This window comes from Flaviramulus sp. BrNp1-15 (genome assembly GCF_022259695.1).
Lineage (GTDB): Bacteria > Bacteroidota > Bacteroidia > Flavobacteriales > Flavobacteriaceae > BrNp1-15.
On the sequence record NZ_CP092099.1, the window covers coordinates 2,998,133 to 3,015,213 of the forward strand.

The 17,081-nt window shown below is 33.1% G+C and carries 10 protein-coding genes; 6 read left to right on the forward strand and 4 right to left on the reverse strand.

Features of this window, described 5'->3' with window-relative positions; genetic code table 11:
- Nucleotides 1-34 precede the first annotated feature (34 nt).
- The 4 genes from ppdK to pflB all read right to left on the reverse strand — a co-directional run bounded on the left by ppdK (nucleotide 35) and on the right by pflB (nucleotide 7,391).
- Complete coding sequence (ppdK, locus tag MBM09_RS13325) at nucleotides 35-2,764, reverse strand: pyruvate, phosphate dikinase (protein ID WP_238674212.1); 2,730 nt, start codon at nucleotides 2,762-2,764, stop codon at nucleotides 35-37.
- Nucleotides 2,765-3,046: 282 nt separating this feature from the next.
- The gene (locus tag MBM09_RS13330; protein ID WP_238674213.1) at nucleotides 3,047-4,303 is read right to left on the reverse strand and encodes an OFA family MFS transporter; all 1,257 of its coding nucleotides are present in this window, start codon (nucleotides 4,301-4,303) and stop codon (nucleotides 3,047-3,049) included.
- Between the two features lie 34 nt (nucleotides 4,304-4,337).
- Nucleotides 4,338-5,111 carry a pyruvate formate-lyase-activating protein gene (gene pflA, locus MBM09_RS13335; protein ID WP_238674214.1) on the reverse strand — a complete coding sequence of 258 codons (774 nt, stop codon included), beginning with the start codon at nucleotides 5,109-5,111 and terminating at the stop codon, nucleotides 4,338-4,340.
- Nucleotides 5,112-5,165: 54 nt separating this feature from the next.
- On the reverse strand, nucleotides 5,166-7,391 hold the full coding sequence (gene pflB / locus MBM09_RS13340) for a formate C-acetyltransferase (RefSeq protein ID WP_238674215.1): 2,226 nt from the start codon (nucleotides 7,389-7,391) through the stop codon (nucleotides 5,166-5,168).
- Nucleotides 7,392-7,857: 466 nt separating this feature from the next.
- On the opposite strand from pflB, the gene MBM09_RS13345 reads away from it, so the two are divergent.
- The 6 genes from MBM09_RS13345 (at nucleotide 7,858) to MBM09_RS13370 (ending at nucleotide 17,077) form a co-directional block, all read left to right on the forward strand.
- Nucleotides 7,858-9,630 (forward strand): long-chain fatty acid--CoA ligase, encoded by a 1,773-nt coding sequence (locus MBM09_RS13345; RefSeq protein ID WP_238674216.1) that lies wholly within the window; start codon nucleotides 7,858-7,860, stop codon nucleotides 9,628-9,630.
- A gap of 118 nt (nucleotides 9,631-9,748) precedes the next feature.
- Nucleotides 9,749-10,195 (forward strand): MarR family winged helix-turn-helix transcriptional regulator, encoded by a 447-nt coding sequence (locus MBM09_RS13350; RefSeq protein ID WP_238674217.1) that lies wholly within the window; start codon nucleotides 9,749-9,751, stop codon nucleotides 10,193-10,195.
- A 10-nt stretch (nucleotides 10,196-10,205) separates the two neighbouring features.
- The gene (locus MBM09_RS13355) at nucleotides 10,206-12,614 is read left to right on the forward strand and encodes a 3-hydroxyacyl-CoA dehydrogenase/enoyl-CoA hydratase family protein (RefSeq protein ID WP_238674218.1); all 2,409 of its coding nucleotides are present in this window, start codon (nucleotides 10,206-10,208) and stop codon (nucleotides 12,612-12,614) included.
- 4 nt (nucleotides 12,615-12,618) lie between these two features.
- The gene (locus MBM09_RS13360) at nucleotides 12,619-13,809 is read left to right on the forward strand and encodes an acetyl-CoA C-acyltransferase (RefSeq protein ID WP_238674219.1); all 1,191 of its coding nucleotides are present in this window, start codon (nucleotides 12,619-12,621) and stop codon (nucleotides 13,807-13,809) included.
- 22 nt (nucleotides 13,810-13,831) lie between these two features.
- Entirely contained in the window at nucleotides 13,832-15,643 is a 1,812-nt protein-coding gene (locus MBM09_RS13365; RefSeq protein WP_238674220.1) for an acyl-CoA dehydrogenase family protein, read from the forward strand.
- Between the two features lie 102 nt (nucleotides 15,644-15,745).
- Nucleotides 15,746-17,077, forward strand: coding sequence for a M28 family peptidase (locus MBM09_RS13370; protein WP_238674221.1), 1,332 nt, complete (start codon nucleotides 15,746-15,748; stop codon nucleotides 17,075-17,077).
- Nucleotides 17,078-17,081: the final 4 nt, after the last annotated feature.

The following is a 17,081-nucleotide window of genomic DNA, read 5'->3' on the forward strand; positions in this document are numbered from 1 at the left end:
GTTTTTGAATTTAAACAAAGAAAAATGAAAAATTTTATAAGGCTCCTTTAATAACTGCCTGTGCAGATACTAGTCTAGCAATTGGCACTCTATATGGTGAACAACTCACATAATCCATTCCTGTTTTATAACAGAATTCTACAGAACTTGGTTCTCCTCCGTGCTCACCACATATACCTACTTTTAGGTTTGGTTTGACGCTTCTACCTTTTTCTGTTCCCATTTTTACTAACTGTCCTACACCTTCTTGATCTAATACTTCAAAAGGATCTACTTTTAAAATACCTTTCTGGATATAAATTGGTAAAAACTTGCCTGCATCATCACGTGAATATCCAAATGTCATTTGAGTTAAATCATTTGTTCCAAACGAGAAGAAATCAGCTTTTTCTGCAATTAAATCTGCCATTAAAGCAGCTCTTGGAACTTCAATCATAGTTCCTACTAGATACTCAATAGTGTCATTACGTTCTTCAAAGATTTTGTTAGCAGTACTTCTAATAATTTGCTCTTGTGCTTCAAATTCTTTAACTGTTCCTACCAAAGGCACCATAATTTCTGGTTTACAAATAATGCCTCGTTCTTTTAAATTTAAAGCAGCTTCAATAATTGCTCTCGTTTGCATTTCTGTAATCTCTGGGTAGGTATTACCTAATCTACAACCTCTATGACCAAGCATTGGGTTAAATTCTTCAAGTTCAGCAACTTTATTTTTAACCGCTTGTAAAGAAATATGCATATCTTCAGCTAACTCTTTTTGAGTAGCCAGTTGATGAGGCACAAATTCATGCAATGGTGGGTCTAATAAACGAATGGTTACTGATAAGCCTTGCATAGCTTCAAAAATACCTTCAAAATCTGCACGTTGCATAGGTAATAATTCATCTAAAGCTTGTTTTCTACCTTTAACAGTATCTGCTAAAATCATCTCACGCATTGCTTTAATTCGGTCTACTTCAAAAAACATGTGTTCTGTTCGTGTTAAACCAATACCTTGGGCACCAAAATTACGTGCTACTTTAGCATCTTTTGGGCTATCTGCATTAGTTCTAACTTTCATTATAGCATATTTCTCTGTAAGCTTCATAACCTCTCCAAACTCACCACTTAACTCTGGTTCCATGGTTGCTACTTTGCCTTCTATAATATTACCTGTAGAACCATTTAATGAAATCCAATCACCTTCGTGATACTCATGACCATCTACTGTTAAAGTTCTGTTTTTATAATCTATTTTTAAAGCACCAGCACCAGATATACAACATTTACCCATACCACGAGCTACAACCGCAGCATGCGATGTCATACCTCCACGAGCAGTTAAAATACCTTTAGCTATATTCATACCTTCTAAATCTTCTGGAGAAGTTTCAATACGTACTAGAATACTATTTTTATATTTATGAGCTTCGTCTGCAAAAAATACAATTTTACCAGTCGCTGCTCCTGGAGAAGCTGGTAACCCTTGTGCAATTACATGAGCTCTTTTTAAAGCTTTTGGATCGAAAATTGGATGTAATAATTCATCTAATTTATTAGGCTCTAATAAAAGAAGCGCTTCTTTTTCATCAATCATACCTTCTTTTAATAAGTCCATAGTTATTTTAACCATGGCCGCTCCTGTACGCTTACCATTTCTGGTTTGTAGAATCCAAAGTTTTCCATCTTGAATGGTAAACTCCATATCCTGCATATCTCTATAATGCTTTTCTAAAATATCTTGATATGAATTAAGTTCATTATAAATTGATGGCATTAACTCTTCCAAAGAAGGATAGTTTTCTGCTCTATCTTCTTCTTCAATTTTAGCTAATTCTGCCCAACGTTGCGAACCTAATTTGGTAATTTGTTGTGGAGTTCTAACACCTGCAACAACATCTTCACCTTGTGCATTAATTAAATATTCGCCATTAAACACATTCTCTCCAGTACCTGCATCTCTTGTAAAACATACACCTGTACCAGAGTTATCACCCATATTACCATAAACCATGGCTTGTACATTTACAGCAGTACCCCAATCTGCAGGATACCCATGCATATTTCTATAGTACACAGCACGATCTCCATTCCAACTATTAAATACTGCTATAACAGCACCCCAAAGTTGATCCCAAGGGTTTGTTGGAAAATCATGCCCTGTTCTTTTTTTAACTGCATCTTTAAAATCGTAAACAAGATCTTTTAAATCTTGAATAGTGAATTCGGTATCTAAATGAATACCTCTTTTTTCTTTAAGATGTTCCATTATTTCTTCAAAAGGATCGATATCTTCTTTTGAAGCTGGTTTCATACCTAGCACAACACCTCCATACATTTGAATAAATCTTCTATAAGAATCCCAAGCAAATTGTTCGTTATTGGTTTTTTTGGCTAATCCTAAAACAACTTCATCGTTCATACCCAAATTCAAAACAGTATCCATCATTCCTGGCATAGATACTCTGGCTCCAGAACGAACAGAAACTAATAACGGATTTTCTTTATCTCCAAAAGTAGTTCCCATTAAAGATTCTATATTAGCTATAGACGCTTCAACTTCATCTTTAATCATTTCTACTACGGTTTCTTGACCTAAAGAATTGTATTCGGTACAAACCTCTGTTGTAATTGTAAATCCTGGTGGTACTGGAATTCCTATTGAACTCATTTCAGCTAAATTTGCCCCTTTTCCTCCCAACAGGTTTTTCATTTTGCTGTTACCATCGGCCGATTTATTGCCAAATTTATAAACGCGCGTTTTTACATTTTCTAGTATTTCCATGATATAAATTTTATTTAAATTCCTTTTATTATAATCATGAGTAAAAGTAGCTTCAAAAAGAAAGTTATCTCATGACAAAAATCATAAAATACTTTATAAATAATGTTTTATTAATAATTGAACCTGCTTATTATCAAAATATTAACTAAAATCACTTCTGCCTAAAAATGTTTTTAGAAGCTATTCTTTTCACTTTATAAAAATCACAAAAAATAGGGTACTAAAAAAGCGCTTTCATATTCTTGAAAGCGCTTTTTCTGACTAACCATCTAATATAAAAATCTAAACAAACGCTAGACTTTTTTCCATGCTTTTATATGCTTTTGTAACTGAACGTTTCATTAATAAAGACACTATAAGTGCTATAACAAATAAACCTGCAAATACTGCTAAAGTAGCATCTAATGATCCTGTAGCATTTTTAACAACATCGTAAATTGTAGGACCAACGACTCCTGCAAGTGCCCATGCTGTTAAAACCATTCCGTGGATAGCACCTAATTGTTTGGTACCAAATAAGTCTCCCAAAAATGCTGGTAGAGTTGCAAAACCTCCTCCATACATTGTGATTACAGTAAACAGAACTATTAAAAATGTTAATTCCATTGAAATTTTTGGCAAAAAGTAGAATGCTAAAACTTGAAATACAAAGAAAACAATATACGTGTTTGCTCTACCTAAATAATCTGAAAGACTAGACCACATAATTCTACCTAAACCATTAAACACACCTATTAATCCTACTATAGCTGCAGCTTCCATTGGTGTATAGCTTAATTTTTCTTGCATCATTGGACTTGCAGCAGATATAATTGCAATACCACAAGCAATGTTGATAAACATCATAATCCAGATGTAATAAAATCGTGGAGTTTTTAACGATTCCATAGCATTGATATTAGAAATATCAGCTTTTATAACGTTACCTTCTCCTGGTTTAAAACCTGATGGCATATAACCTTCTGGAGGTCTTTCTATATACCTTGCAGAAGATAAGATTAACGTCATATAGATTAAACCTAAAACATAGAACGCATTAGAAACTCCTACAGCATCAAAAAGTGATTGCATAACAGGCCCGAAAATTAAAGCTGCAAAACCAAATCCCATAATAGCCATTCCTGTTGCTAAACCACGTTTATCTGGAAACCATTTTACCAAAGTACTTACTGGTGTAATGTAACCTAACCCTAAACCAATTCCGCCTATAACTCCATAACATAAATAAAAAAGCGGTAGCGATTCTAATTGAACTGCTAACCCAGATCCTAAAATACCAACACCATAAAAAATTCCGGCAGTTGTTCCGCTAACTTTTGGTCCTACTTTTTCTACCCAGCGTCCTAAAAAAGCTGCTGATAAACCAAGTAACAAAATGGCAATTTTAAATGCCCATTTTATAACGCTTCCATCAACATCAAAAATATCTTTTACTGGATTAGTCATTACAGAATATGCATAAACAGAACCTATTGAAATATGAATTCCAACTGCTGAAGCAGCTATTAACCATCTATTTTTTAATTTTTGTGTTTTCATTTGATTAGTTTTTAATTTTCCCTTTGCCTGTATTTTAATTTACTCTTACTTCTTTAAAGTAATTTTTTAAAATATTGGCAGCTGCATCAATCTCTTCCTTTGTATTTTCTCTAGCGTCTTTAAGTTGATAATCCCAACCTAAAGCCTCCCATTTATGAATACCTAATTTGTGGTAAGGTTGAATTTCAATTTTTTCAATGGTTTTATAATCTTTAAAATGATTACCTAAATCATGTAATAATTCTGGTTTATTAGTTATACCTGGAATTAACACATATCTCAACCACATTTTTTTTCCTGAATCCTCTCTGTGTTTTGCTAATTTAAAGGCGATTTCTTTATTTGGTTTTCCTGTTAAAGCCACATAGCCTTCTTCTGTCACATGCTTTATGTCCAACATAATTAAATCTGCATATTCATCTAAAAGATCTTTTGAAAAATGGTTTAATATTCTACCATTAGTATCAATATTAGTATGAATACTTTCTGCTTTTAACAATTTAAAAAATGAAATGAGTTCTTTAGATTGCAATAAAGGTTCTCCTCCAGAAACAGTAACGCCTCCTTTTTTACCAAAATACGGTTTAAGCTTTACTGCCATTTCTACCAACTCTTTAACATGATATTCTTTACCACCAGAAGTTGCTATGGCATCAGGGTTATGGCAATACAAACATTTTAATTTACAGCCTTGTAAAAACACAACCATACGAATACCTGGGCCATCATGTGTACCAAAAGATTCTATTGAATGTACTTGTAATATGTTTTCTGTTGTTTTGATAAAGCAAAGTTTTAATTTAAGCATCTGAGAAGAAGACCTACTCTTCTTCTCTAGATGCCTTCAAAATATTAACAATAACTACATAGATTCGTGGAAAGAACGTGTAATAACCTCTAACTGCTGTTCTCTAGTTAATCTAACAAAATTTACTGCGTAACCAGAAACACGAATTGTTAATTGAGGATATTTTTCTGGGTGCTCCATAGCATCAAGCAATGTTTCTTTATCAAACACATTAACATTAACATGTTGTGCATTTCTTGAGAAATAGCCATCCAAAATGGTTCCTAAATTTTCGATTTGCTCTTCTGTATTTGCACCTAAAGATTTTGGAACAATTGAAAACGTATTAGAAATACCATCTTGTGAGTCTTTATAATCTATTTTAGCTACAGAGTTTAATGAAGCAATAGCGCCTTGAGAATCTCTACCATGCATTGGATTTGCTCCTGGTGCAAAAGGAATACCTTTGGCTCTACCATCTGGTGTGGCTCCTGTTTTCTTACCATAAGACACATTAGATGTAATAGTTAAAACAGACATAGTTGATTCTGCATTTTTATAAACAGACAGTTTTTTTAATTCGTTATTAAAATCTGCTACCGCTTTTGCAGCTAAAGTATCTACACGATCATCGTCGTTTCCATATTTAGGAAATTCTCCTTCAATTTTAAAGTCTACAGTTAAACCTTCTTCATTTCTTATAGGTTTTACTTTAGCATATTTAATTGCTGAAAGTGAATCTGCAACAATTGATAATCCTGCAATACCATAGGCAATATTAATACTTGGATTAGTATCAATTAAAGCCATTTGTGCTTTTTCGTAATAATACTTATCATGCATGAAGTGGATTATATTCATAGAATCATTATACACTCTTGCTACATCCTTCATGGCTACTTTAAAGTTTGCCGCAACTTTATCGTAGTCTAAATATTCATCGGTATATTCTGGAATACCATCAACTATTTGTGTTCCTGTAGTCTCACAACGTCCTCCATTTAAAGCTAGCAATAGTGTTTTAGCTAAATTAGTACGAGCTCCAAAGAATTGAATTGATTTTCCTAATTCTTGATAAGATACACAACAAGCAATTCCATAATCATCAGAACCTCTAGTTGTTCTCATTAAATTATCATTTTCAAATTGAATTGAAGATGTATCAATTGCAACTTTTGCACAATAATCTTTAAAGTTTTGTGGTAAGTTTTCAGACCAAAGTATTGTCATATTTGGTTCTGGTGAAGGTCCTAAATTATACAATGTATTTAAGAATCTAAAAGAGTTTTTAGTCACTTTTGTTCTACCATCATCAAACATACCGCCAATTGCTTCTGTTACCCAAGTTGGGTCTCCTGCAAAAATTTCATCGTACGCCCCCATTCTTAAATGGCGAACCATACGTAATTTCATTACAAACTGATCGATATATTCTTGAGCTTCTTCTTCTGTAATTAAACCTTCTTGTAAATCATTTTCAATATATATATCTAAGAATGTAGATACATTACCTAAAGACATTGCTGCACCGTCTTGTTCTTTTACAGCTGCTAAATAAGCCATGTATGTCCATTGTACAGCTTCTTGAGCATTTTCAGCTGGACGACTTAAATCTAAATCGTATTTTGCTCCCAATTCAATCATTTCCTGCAATGCTCTTATTTGCTCAGAAACTTCTTCACGTAAACGAATAACAGCATCGGTCATTGGACCTGCTATATTTTCTAAATCTTCTTTTTTAGATTTTATTAAAAAGTCAATTCCGTAAAGTGCTATACGACGATAATCACCAATAATTCTTCCTCTTGCATAATTATCTGGTAAACCTGTTAAAAAACCTAATGAACGGTATTTTTTAATTTCTGTAGTATAGGCATCAAAAACACCATCATTATGTGTTTTTACATATTTTGAGAACAATTCTGTTAAAGCATCATTAGGTTTTAAACCGTGTTCAGACAGTGCTTTTTGAACCACTTTAAACCCTCCAAAAGGTTTCATGGTACGCTTTAATAGCTCATCTGTTTGAAGCCCTACTATTACCTCGTTCGCTCTATCAATATATCCAGCATTAAAAGCACTTACTGTAGAAATAGTTTCAGTATCTACAGAGCGCACCCCGTTGTTCTGTCTTTCTTCTTGGGTTGCTTTTTTACAAATTTCCCATAGTTTTTGAGTTTTTTCACTTGGACCAACTAAAAAATCGCCTGTTCCATAGTATGGGGTAACATTATTAACAACAAAATCTCTAACATTGACTTTCTCAGTCCAAATTCCGTATTTAAATTGTTTTACTTCCATCGTCTTTTTTATTAATATTTTGTAACAATTCTATTATCTATTTTATGTGAACAAAATTAGACTCAGTTTTTAATTATAAACCTGACAATTGTCATAAAACCTAATACAAAAGAAGGTTCTATGAGCTTTTTTATTAACGAAAACGTTTGAGTTTTGTCGGTACAAAAATGAAATATTTATACTTTTAACTAATTTGTTACATATAATTAATTACACTTCACTTTTATTGATTGATTTTTATATTTTTTTTCAGTTTCATATGCTAATTATTTAAAAATATGCGTTTTATCTAATTCATCTAAAAAAACCTAAATACATTAATTTCATTTATTTATACCATCACAATATTTTATCAAATTCACAAAAAACACTTGAAACAAATTAGGATTTACTCCTTTTTCTATGCCTTATTTGAAAATCCTTTTTATTTTCATACTTTGCGACACTAGATTATATAGATTAACAAATGACTGAAGTAAAAAGACTTTTTGACTTTCCTTATTACCAATTAGAAAATAAGCCTAATGATGCTGCCCTAGTTACAAAATACGATGGTGTATGGGTTAAAACCTCAACTCAAGAATATATTGATAAAGCAAATACAATAAGTAGAGCCTTATTAAAATTGGGTGTTAAAAAGGATGATAAAATAGCCGTTATTTCCACTACAAATAGAACGGAATGGAATATAATGGATATTGGGATACTACAAGTTGGTGCCCAAAATATTCCTATTTACCCAACCATTTGTGCAGAAGATTATGAGTATGTACTTAATCATAGTGAATCTATTTATTGCTTTGTTTCAGATGAAGAAGTATTAGAAAAAGTAAACAAGGTAAAAGCGAATACCAAAATAAAAGAAGTTTACTCATTTGACCATATTAAGGGTTGCAAGCATTATTCAGAATTATTTGAGCTTGGAAAAGACACATCAAACCAAAATGAAGTTGAAGCTAGAAAAGATGCTGTAAAATCATCAGATTTAGCTACTATTATATATACTTCTGGTACTACAGGAAAACCAAAAGGCGTGATGTTATCTCACTGGAACATTACCAGTAATGCTTTAGAAAGCTTTCCTAGAGTTCCTTTAAAAGGTAACGATACAAGAGTATTAAGCTTTTTACCTATTTGCCACATTTTTGAGCGCTTACTTATTTATGTTTATCAATATGCTGGCACATCTATTTATTTTGCTGAGGGTATTGATAAAATTGGAGAAAATGCTAAAGAAATTAAGCCCAACCTAATGAGTGTTGTACCAAGGCTGCTAGAAAAGGTTTACGACAAAATTATGGCTAAAGCTGCAGAATTATCTGGTATTAAAAAAGCGTTGTTTTTCTGGGCTGTTGCTTTAGGAGAAAAATGGGAACCTTATAAGCAAAATGGCGCTTGGTATGAGCTTCAATTAAAAATTGCCAACAAGCTTATTTTTAGTAAATGGAAAGCTGCACTTGGTGGTGAGTTATATACTATGGTATCTGGTAGTGCACCTTTACAACCTCGATTAACCAGAATTTTTTCTGCTGCGGGTATGCAAATTATGGAAGGTTATGGACTAACAGAAACTTCTCCAGTTGTTTCAGTAGGCAAATATGCAGATCATTTATTTAGAGTTGGTACCGTTGGAAAACCTATTAATGGTGTAGAAGTAAAAATTGCTGATGATGGTGAAATTCTAATTAAAGGACCAAATGTGATGCTAGGGTATTATAAAGACCCTGAAAAAACAGCAAGCGTAATGACAGATGATTATTTCCATACTGGAGATAAAGGTGAAATTGATGTTGATGGTTTCTTAAAAATTACCGGCCGAAAAAAGGAAATGTTTAAAACCTCTGGCGGTAAATATGTTATTCCTACACTTCTTGAAAACGAATTAAAACAATCTCGATTTATCGAACAAATTATGGTTATTGGTGAAGGTGAAAAAATGCCTGCTGCACTTATACAGCCTAACTTTGAATTTATAAAAGATTGGATAGAAAGAAAACAAGAAAACATTGGCACTTCTATAGAAGAAATTGTAAACTCAGAAATTATACAATCAAGAATTCAAGAAGAAGTAGATAAATGCAATAAAAAGTTTGGTAAGTGGGAACAAATAAAAAGATTTGAGCTTACTCCAGAAATTTGGTCTATTGATGCTGGACATCTTACTCCTACCCTTAAAATGAAAAGAGATGTAATTAAAAAAATGTATAAAGATTTAATTGAAAAAATATACAGACCATAGTTAATATCAATCCAAAAAACAACTTAACCGCCTCTTAATAAAACATCTATATATTTTTTATTAAATTTATTATGCGTGCATAATAAATTTTCATATATTTGAACACCAATCAAATATTATGAAAGAGAAAACCATCGATTATATACTTAGAACCACGTGGCTTACAGTTCAAAAAATGTACAATGAAGAAGCTGCAAAGTTTGAAAGCACGATGGCAACTGGCTTTACTTTATTAAGTATAGATCCAGAGAAAGGAACCCCTTCAACAGCTTTAGGTCCAAAAATGGGAATGGAAGCCACCAGCTTATCCAGAATCTTAAAAACCATGGAAAAAAAAGGTTTAATAGAAAGAAATCCTAATCCTGAAGATGGTCGTGGTGTTATTATCTCACTAACCGATTTTGGTAGAGAAAAAAGAAGCTATTCAAAAGAAAAAGTACTCACATTTAATGAGGCCATTAAAAAAAATGTTTCGGAAGAAAAACTGAAACACTTTTTTGAAGTTTCAGAAATCATTAACGATATGGTTTCTAACAAAAAAATATACAACCAAACAGATAAGTAGTTAAAATAAAATGAGCAAACGTAGAATTAAAAAAGTTGCAGTCATTGGTTCAGGTATCATGGGAAGTGGTATTGCATGTCATTTTGCCAATATTGGTGTAGATGTGCTTTTGCTAGACATTGTTCCTAGAGAATTAAATGACAAAGAGAAAGCTAAAGGCTTAACTCTTGAAAGTAAAGCAGTAAGAAATCGTTTAGTAAACGACTCACTTACTACGGCTTTAAAATCGAAACCATCTCCTATATATCACCAAAAATTTGCAAGTAGAATTACTACTGGAAATTTAGAAGATGATATTGCTAAAGTAAAAGATGTAGATTGGATTATAGAAGTTGTTGTAGAACGTCTGGATATTAAAAAACAAGTTTTTGAAAATCTTGAAAAATATAGAACTCCAGGTACTTTAATTACTTCAAATACTTCTGGAATTCCAATTAAGTTTATGAGCGAAGGACGTAGTGAAGATTTCCAGAAGCATTTCTGTGGAACGCACTTTTTTAACCCTGCTCGATACTTAAAATTATTCGAAATTATTCCAGGACCAAAAACTGATGCTTCTGTTTTAGACTTTTTAAATGGTTATGGTGAACAATTCTTAGGAAAAACATCGGTAGTTGCTAAAGATACTCCAGCGTTTATAGGAAATCGTATTGGTATTTTCAGCATTATGAGTTTATTCCACGCTGTAAAAGAGATGGATTTAACTATTGAAGAAGTAGATAAATTATCTGGTCCAGTGATTGGTCGTCCAAAATCGGCTACTTTCAGAACTGTTGATGTTGTTGGATTAGATACGTTAGTTCATGTTGCAAACGGCATTAGAGAAAATTGTCCTAAAGATGAAAGTCTAGAACTTTTTACTTTACCAGATTTTATCAATACCATGATGGAAAACAAATGGTTGGGAAGCAAAACCGGACAAGGTTTCTATAAAAAGAATGTTTCTGCAGATGGACAAAAAGAAATTCTATCATTAGACTTAAACACATTAGAATATCGTTCGGCTAAAAAAGCAAAATTCGCAACTTTAGAGTTAACAAAAACTATAGATAAGGTTACAGATCGGTTTAAAGTATTAGTAAACGGAAAAGATAAAGCTGGTGAATTTTACAGAAAGAGTTTCTCAGCACTATTTGCTTATGTAACTAATCGTATTCCAGAAATCACAGATGAGTTATATAAAATTGACGACGCGATGAAAGCTGGATTTGGTTGGGAACATGGTCCTTTCCAAATTTGGGATGCTATTGGTGTTGAAGCTGGAATAGAAATGATGAAAGCAGAAGGTCATGAACCTGCAGCTTGGGTTAACGACATGTTAGCTTCTGGAAGCAAGTCATTCTATACTGTTAAAGATGGAGCAACTTATGCTTATGATATTCCTAAGAAAGCTCAAGAAAAAATTCCTGGACAAGATGCATTTATCATTCTTGACAACATTAGAAAATCAAACGAAGTATTTAAAAATTCTGGTGTTGTAGTTGAAGATTTAGGAGATGGCATTTTAAATGTAGAATTCCAATCTAAAATGAACACTATTGGTGGAGATGTTTTAGCAGGATTAAATAAAGCTATTGATTTAGCTGAAAAAGACTTTGCAGGTTTAGTAGTTGGTAATCAAGCTGCGAATTTCTCTGTTGGCGCAAACATCGGAATGATTTTTATGATGGCTGTAGAACAAGAATATGACGAGCTAAATGCTGCTATTAAGTATTTCCAAGATACTATGATGCGTATGCGTTATTCATCTATCCCAACAATATCTGCCCCACATGGTATGTGTCTTGGTGGTGGTTGTGAATTGTCTATGCATGCTGATAAAGTTGTTGCTGCTGCCGAAACTTATATTGGTTTAGTAGAATTTGGTGTAGGTGTTATTCCAGGTGGTGGAGGTTCTAAAGAAATGGCTCTTCGTGCTCAAGACACCTTTAGAAAAGGAGATGTAGAGTTAAATATTTTACAAGAATACTTCTTAACTATTGGTATGGCAAAAGTATCTACTTCTGCTTACGAAGCTTTTGATTTGGGTGTTCTACAAAATGGAAAAGATGTTGTAGTAGTAAATAAAGACAGACAAATAGCTACAGCTAAAGCTTATGCAAAACTAATGGCAGATGCAGGATACACGCAACCTGTAAAACGTACAGATATTAAAGTTCTTGGTAAACAAGCTTTAGGTATGTTTTTAGTGGGTACAGATGCCATGGAAGCTAGCCGTTATATTAGTGAACACGATCATAAAATAGCTAACAAATTAGCTTATGTTATGGCTGGTGGTGATTTATCTGAACCTACATTAGTTAGCGAGCAATATTTATTGGATTTAGAGCGTGAAGCTTTCTTAAGTTTATGTACAGAACGTAAAACATTAGAACGTATTCAACACATGTTAACTAAAGGAAAACCATTAAGAAATTAAAACCATGAAACAAGCATATATAGTAAAAGCATATAGAACAGCAGTTGGTAAGGCCCCTAAAGGTGTATTCCGCTTTAAAAGAGCAGATGAGTTAGGTGCAGAAACCATTCAGCATATGATGAAAGAATTACCACAATTAGATGTCTCAAGAATTGATGATGTTATTGTTGGTAACGCAATGCCAGAAGGTTCTCAAGGATTAAACATGGCACGATTTATCTCATTAATTGGGTTAAACAGTGTTGATGTTCCTGGTGTAACCGTAAATCGTTTTTGTTCTTCTGGAATTGAAACTATTGGTATAGCTACTGCAAAAATTCAAGCTGGAATGGCAGATTGTATTATTGCAGGAGGTTCAGAAAGTATGAGTTCTGTACCAATGACTGGTTTTAAGCCAGAACTAAATTATGATACAGTAAAATCTGGTCATGAAGATTATTATTGGGGAATGGGAAATACTGCTGAAGCAGTAGCAAATCAATTTAAAGTATCTAGAGAAGATCAAGATGAGTTTGCTTATAATTCACACATGAAAGCGTTAAGAGCTTTAGCTGAAAATCGTTTTCAAGATCAAATCGTTCCTATAAATGTAGATCAAGTTTATATTGATGAAAATGGAAAAAAAGCAACTAGATCTTATACAGTAACTAAAGATGAAGGTCCACGTGCAGGAACAAGTATTGAAGCATTAGCAAAATTACGCGCTGTATTTGCTGCTGGTGGTAGTGTTACAGCAGGAAACTCATCACAAATGAGTGATGGTGCAGCTTTCGTTATGGTTATGAGTGAAGATATGGTTAAAGAATTAAACTTAGAACCTATTGCTCGTTTAGTAAACTACGCAGCTGCAGGTGTAGAACCTCGCATTATGGGAATAGGTCCTGTTAAGGCTATTCCAAAAGCATTAAAACAAGCAGGTTTAAAACAATCTGATTTAGGTTTAATTGAGTTAAACGAAGCTTTTGCTTCACAATCGTTAGCTGTAATAAGAGAATTAGATTTAAATCCAGATATCATTAATGTTAACGGTGGTGCAATTGCATTAGGTCATCCACTTGGTTGTACAGGTGCAAAATTATCGGTTCAACTATTTGATGAAATGCGCAAGCGTGACATGAAAGGAAAATATGGAGCAGTTACCATGTGTGTTGGTACAGGACAAGGTGCCTGCGGAATTTTTGAATTTTTAAACTAAAAAACTAAATCAAGATATAAAAATGGAAGCAACAGAAAAAAATATTTTACGTGGTGGTCAATTTTTAGTAAAAGAAGTTGGCTGTGAAGATATTTTCACTCCAGAAGATTTTAATGAAGAACAGCTTATGATGAAAGAAGCTGTAACAGAATTTGTTGATAGAGAAATCTGGCCAAATAAACCTCGTTTTGAAGCCAAAGATTATGACCTAACCGAATCTTGTATGAGAAAAGCTGGAGAAATGGGATTCTTAGGTGTTTCTGTACCACAAGAATATGGCGGTATGGGTATGGGATTTGTTTCTACTATGCTTGTTTGCGACTATATTTCTGGTGCAACTGGATCTTTTAGTACAGCATTTGGTGCGCATACAGGTATTGGTACTATGCCAATTACACTTTACGGTACAGAAGATCAAAAGAAAAAATATGTACCAAAACTAGCTTCAGGAGAATGGTTTGGTTCTTATTGCTTAACAGAACCAAGTGCTGGTAGTGATGCTAATTCAGGTAAAACTAAAGCGGTTCTTTCAGAAGATGGGAAAACATATAAAATTACAGGTCAGAAAATGTGGATTTCCAATGCTGGTTTCTGTAGTTTAATGATTGTATTTGCACGTATTGAAGATGATAAAAACATCACTGGATTTATTGTTGAATACGACCCAAATAGCCCTAATGGTATTACTATGGGAGAAGAAGAACACAAATTAGGTATTCGTGCTTCTTCTACGCGTCAAGTGTTTTTTAATGACACTGTTGTTCCTGTTGAAAACATGCTTTCTACAAGAGGAAATGGTTTTAAAATTGCGATGAATGCATTAAATGTTGGTAGAATAAAATTAGCTGCTGCATGTTTAGACGCACAACGTCGTACTATTACAGAATCTGTAAAATATGCTAACGAGCGTATTCAATTTAAAACACCTATTTCTAGTTTTGGAGCAATTCGTCAAAAAATTGCTGAAATGACTACTAACTGTTGGGTTGGTGAATCTGCAAGTTACCGTGCTGCAAAAAACATTGAAGACAGAATTATAATCCGTCAAAATAATGGCAAAGACACACACCAAGAAGCGGAGCTTAAAGGTGTTGAAGAATATGCTATTGAGTGTTCTATTTTAAAAGTAGCAGTATCTGAACATACTCAAAAATGTACTGATGAAGGTATTCAAATTTTTGGTGGTATGGGATTCTCTGAAGAAACGCCAATAGAATCTGCATGGAGAGATGCGCGTATTGCCAGAATTTATGAAGGTACCAACGAAATTAATAGAATGTTAAGTATTGGTATGCTTATTAAAAAAGCCATGAAAGGTCATGTAGATTTACTTGGTCCTGCAACGGCTGTTGCTAATGAATTAACAGGTATTCCTTCATTTGACACTCCTAATTATTCTGAATTATTTTCAGAAGAAAAAAGCATCATTGCTAATTTAAAGAAATTGTTCTTAATGGTTGCAGGTGCTGCTTTACAGAAATATGGAGAAAAAATAGAACAACATCAGCAATTAATGCTAGCTTCTTCAGATATTTTAATTCAAATTTATTTAGCTGAATCTGCTATTTTACGTGCAGAAAAATTAGCTAAAAAAGAAGGTGAAGATAAAGTTAAAGAGCAAATAGCTATGGCTAAGTTAAACTTATTCCATGCTATTGATGTTATAGAAACTGCTGGTAAGCACTCTATAATTTCTTTCTCTGAAGGCGATGAACAACGCATGATGCTTATGGGTTTAAAACGTTACATTAAGTATGTAAACATGCCTAACATTATAGAATTAAGAAACATTATCGCTGGAAAAGTGATTAAAGAAAACAAATATTGCTTTTAATTGAAGTAGTAGTTTTTAAGTGACTAACTCAAGTGTTAAAACGCTCCGATTTTTTTTCGGAGCGTTTTTATTTTTATTAACTTCGATAAAAATAAAAATCGAATGAAAAAAAGTTCTATAATTTTTCTATTTTTTTTATCAAACCTACTCACAGCACAGACCAATCAGAAAATCTATAGCATTATAGATTCTGTTTCTGCACAACGCATTGAAAAAGACATACAAACATTAGTAAACTTTGGCACAAGAAATACATTTAGCGATACAATTTCAAATACTAAAGGTATTGGAGCTGCAAGACGATGGATTAAGTCTGAATTTGAATCTATTTCAAAAAAGTGTAACAATTGTTTAGATGTTTTTTATCAGAAAGATTTCGTTACAAAAGAAGGTAACAATCGTGTACCACATGACACTTGGGTGGTAAACGTAGTTGCCATACAAAAAGGCACAAAATATCCAAATCGTTATATAATTATGAGTGGAGATATTGATTCTCGTGCAAGTGATACAATGGATTTTACAATAGATGCGCCAGGTGCAAATGATAATGCATCAGGTATGGCAGGAACTATTGAAGCGGCACGTGTACTAAGTAAGTATAGTTTTGAAAATAGTATTGTTTATGTTGGATTATCTGGAGAAGAACAAGGACTTTTTGGTGGAGCTGGATTAGCTAACTATGCAAAAGAACAAGGTTGGAATATTATAGGTGTTTTTAATAATGATATGATTGGAAATATTAAAGGCGTTGATGGTGTAATTGATAACCGAACATTTAGAATATTTTCTGAACCTGTTCCTCCAAACGAAACAGAAAGAGAACGTACATTACGACGCTTCTACGGTGGAGAAGTTGATGGTATTTCACGCCAACTGGCTCGATATGTTCATAATAATGTAAAAAAATACATGCCAGAAATGAACCCTATGATGGTGTATCGATTAGACCGTTTTGGTCGTGGTGGGCATCATCGTCCGTTTAATGATTTGGGATATGCTGGTATTCGTATTATGGAAGCTCATGAAAATTACACACAACAACATCAAGATATAAGAGAAGAAAATGGTATAAAATATGGTGATGTTATTGAACATGTAAATTTTGACTATGCAAAAAAACTAACTGCTGTAAATGCTATTAATTTAGCTAGTTTAGCATCGGCTCCTCCAGAGCCAAAAAATGTCGCTATTGGTGGTATTGTTGAAGCATCTGCAAAACTTAAATGGGACAAAGTTGATGGAGCTAAAGGCTATAAAATTTATTGGCGAGATACAACATCACCAACTTGGGACAACTACCGTTATGTTGGAGATGTTTCAGAATTTATGTTAGATGGTATTGTTATTGATAATTACTATTTTGGAGTAGCTTCAGTAAATGAAAATGGTTTTGAAAGCGTTGTTGTATTTCCAAACAAAATAATAAGATAATTAA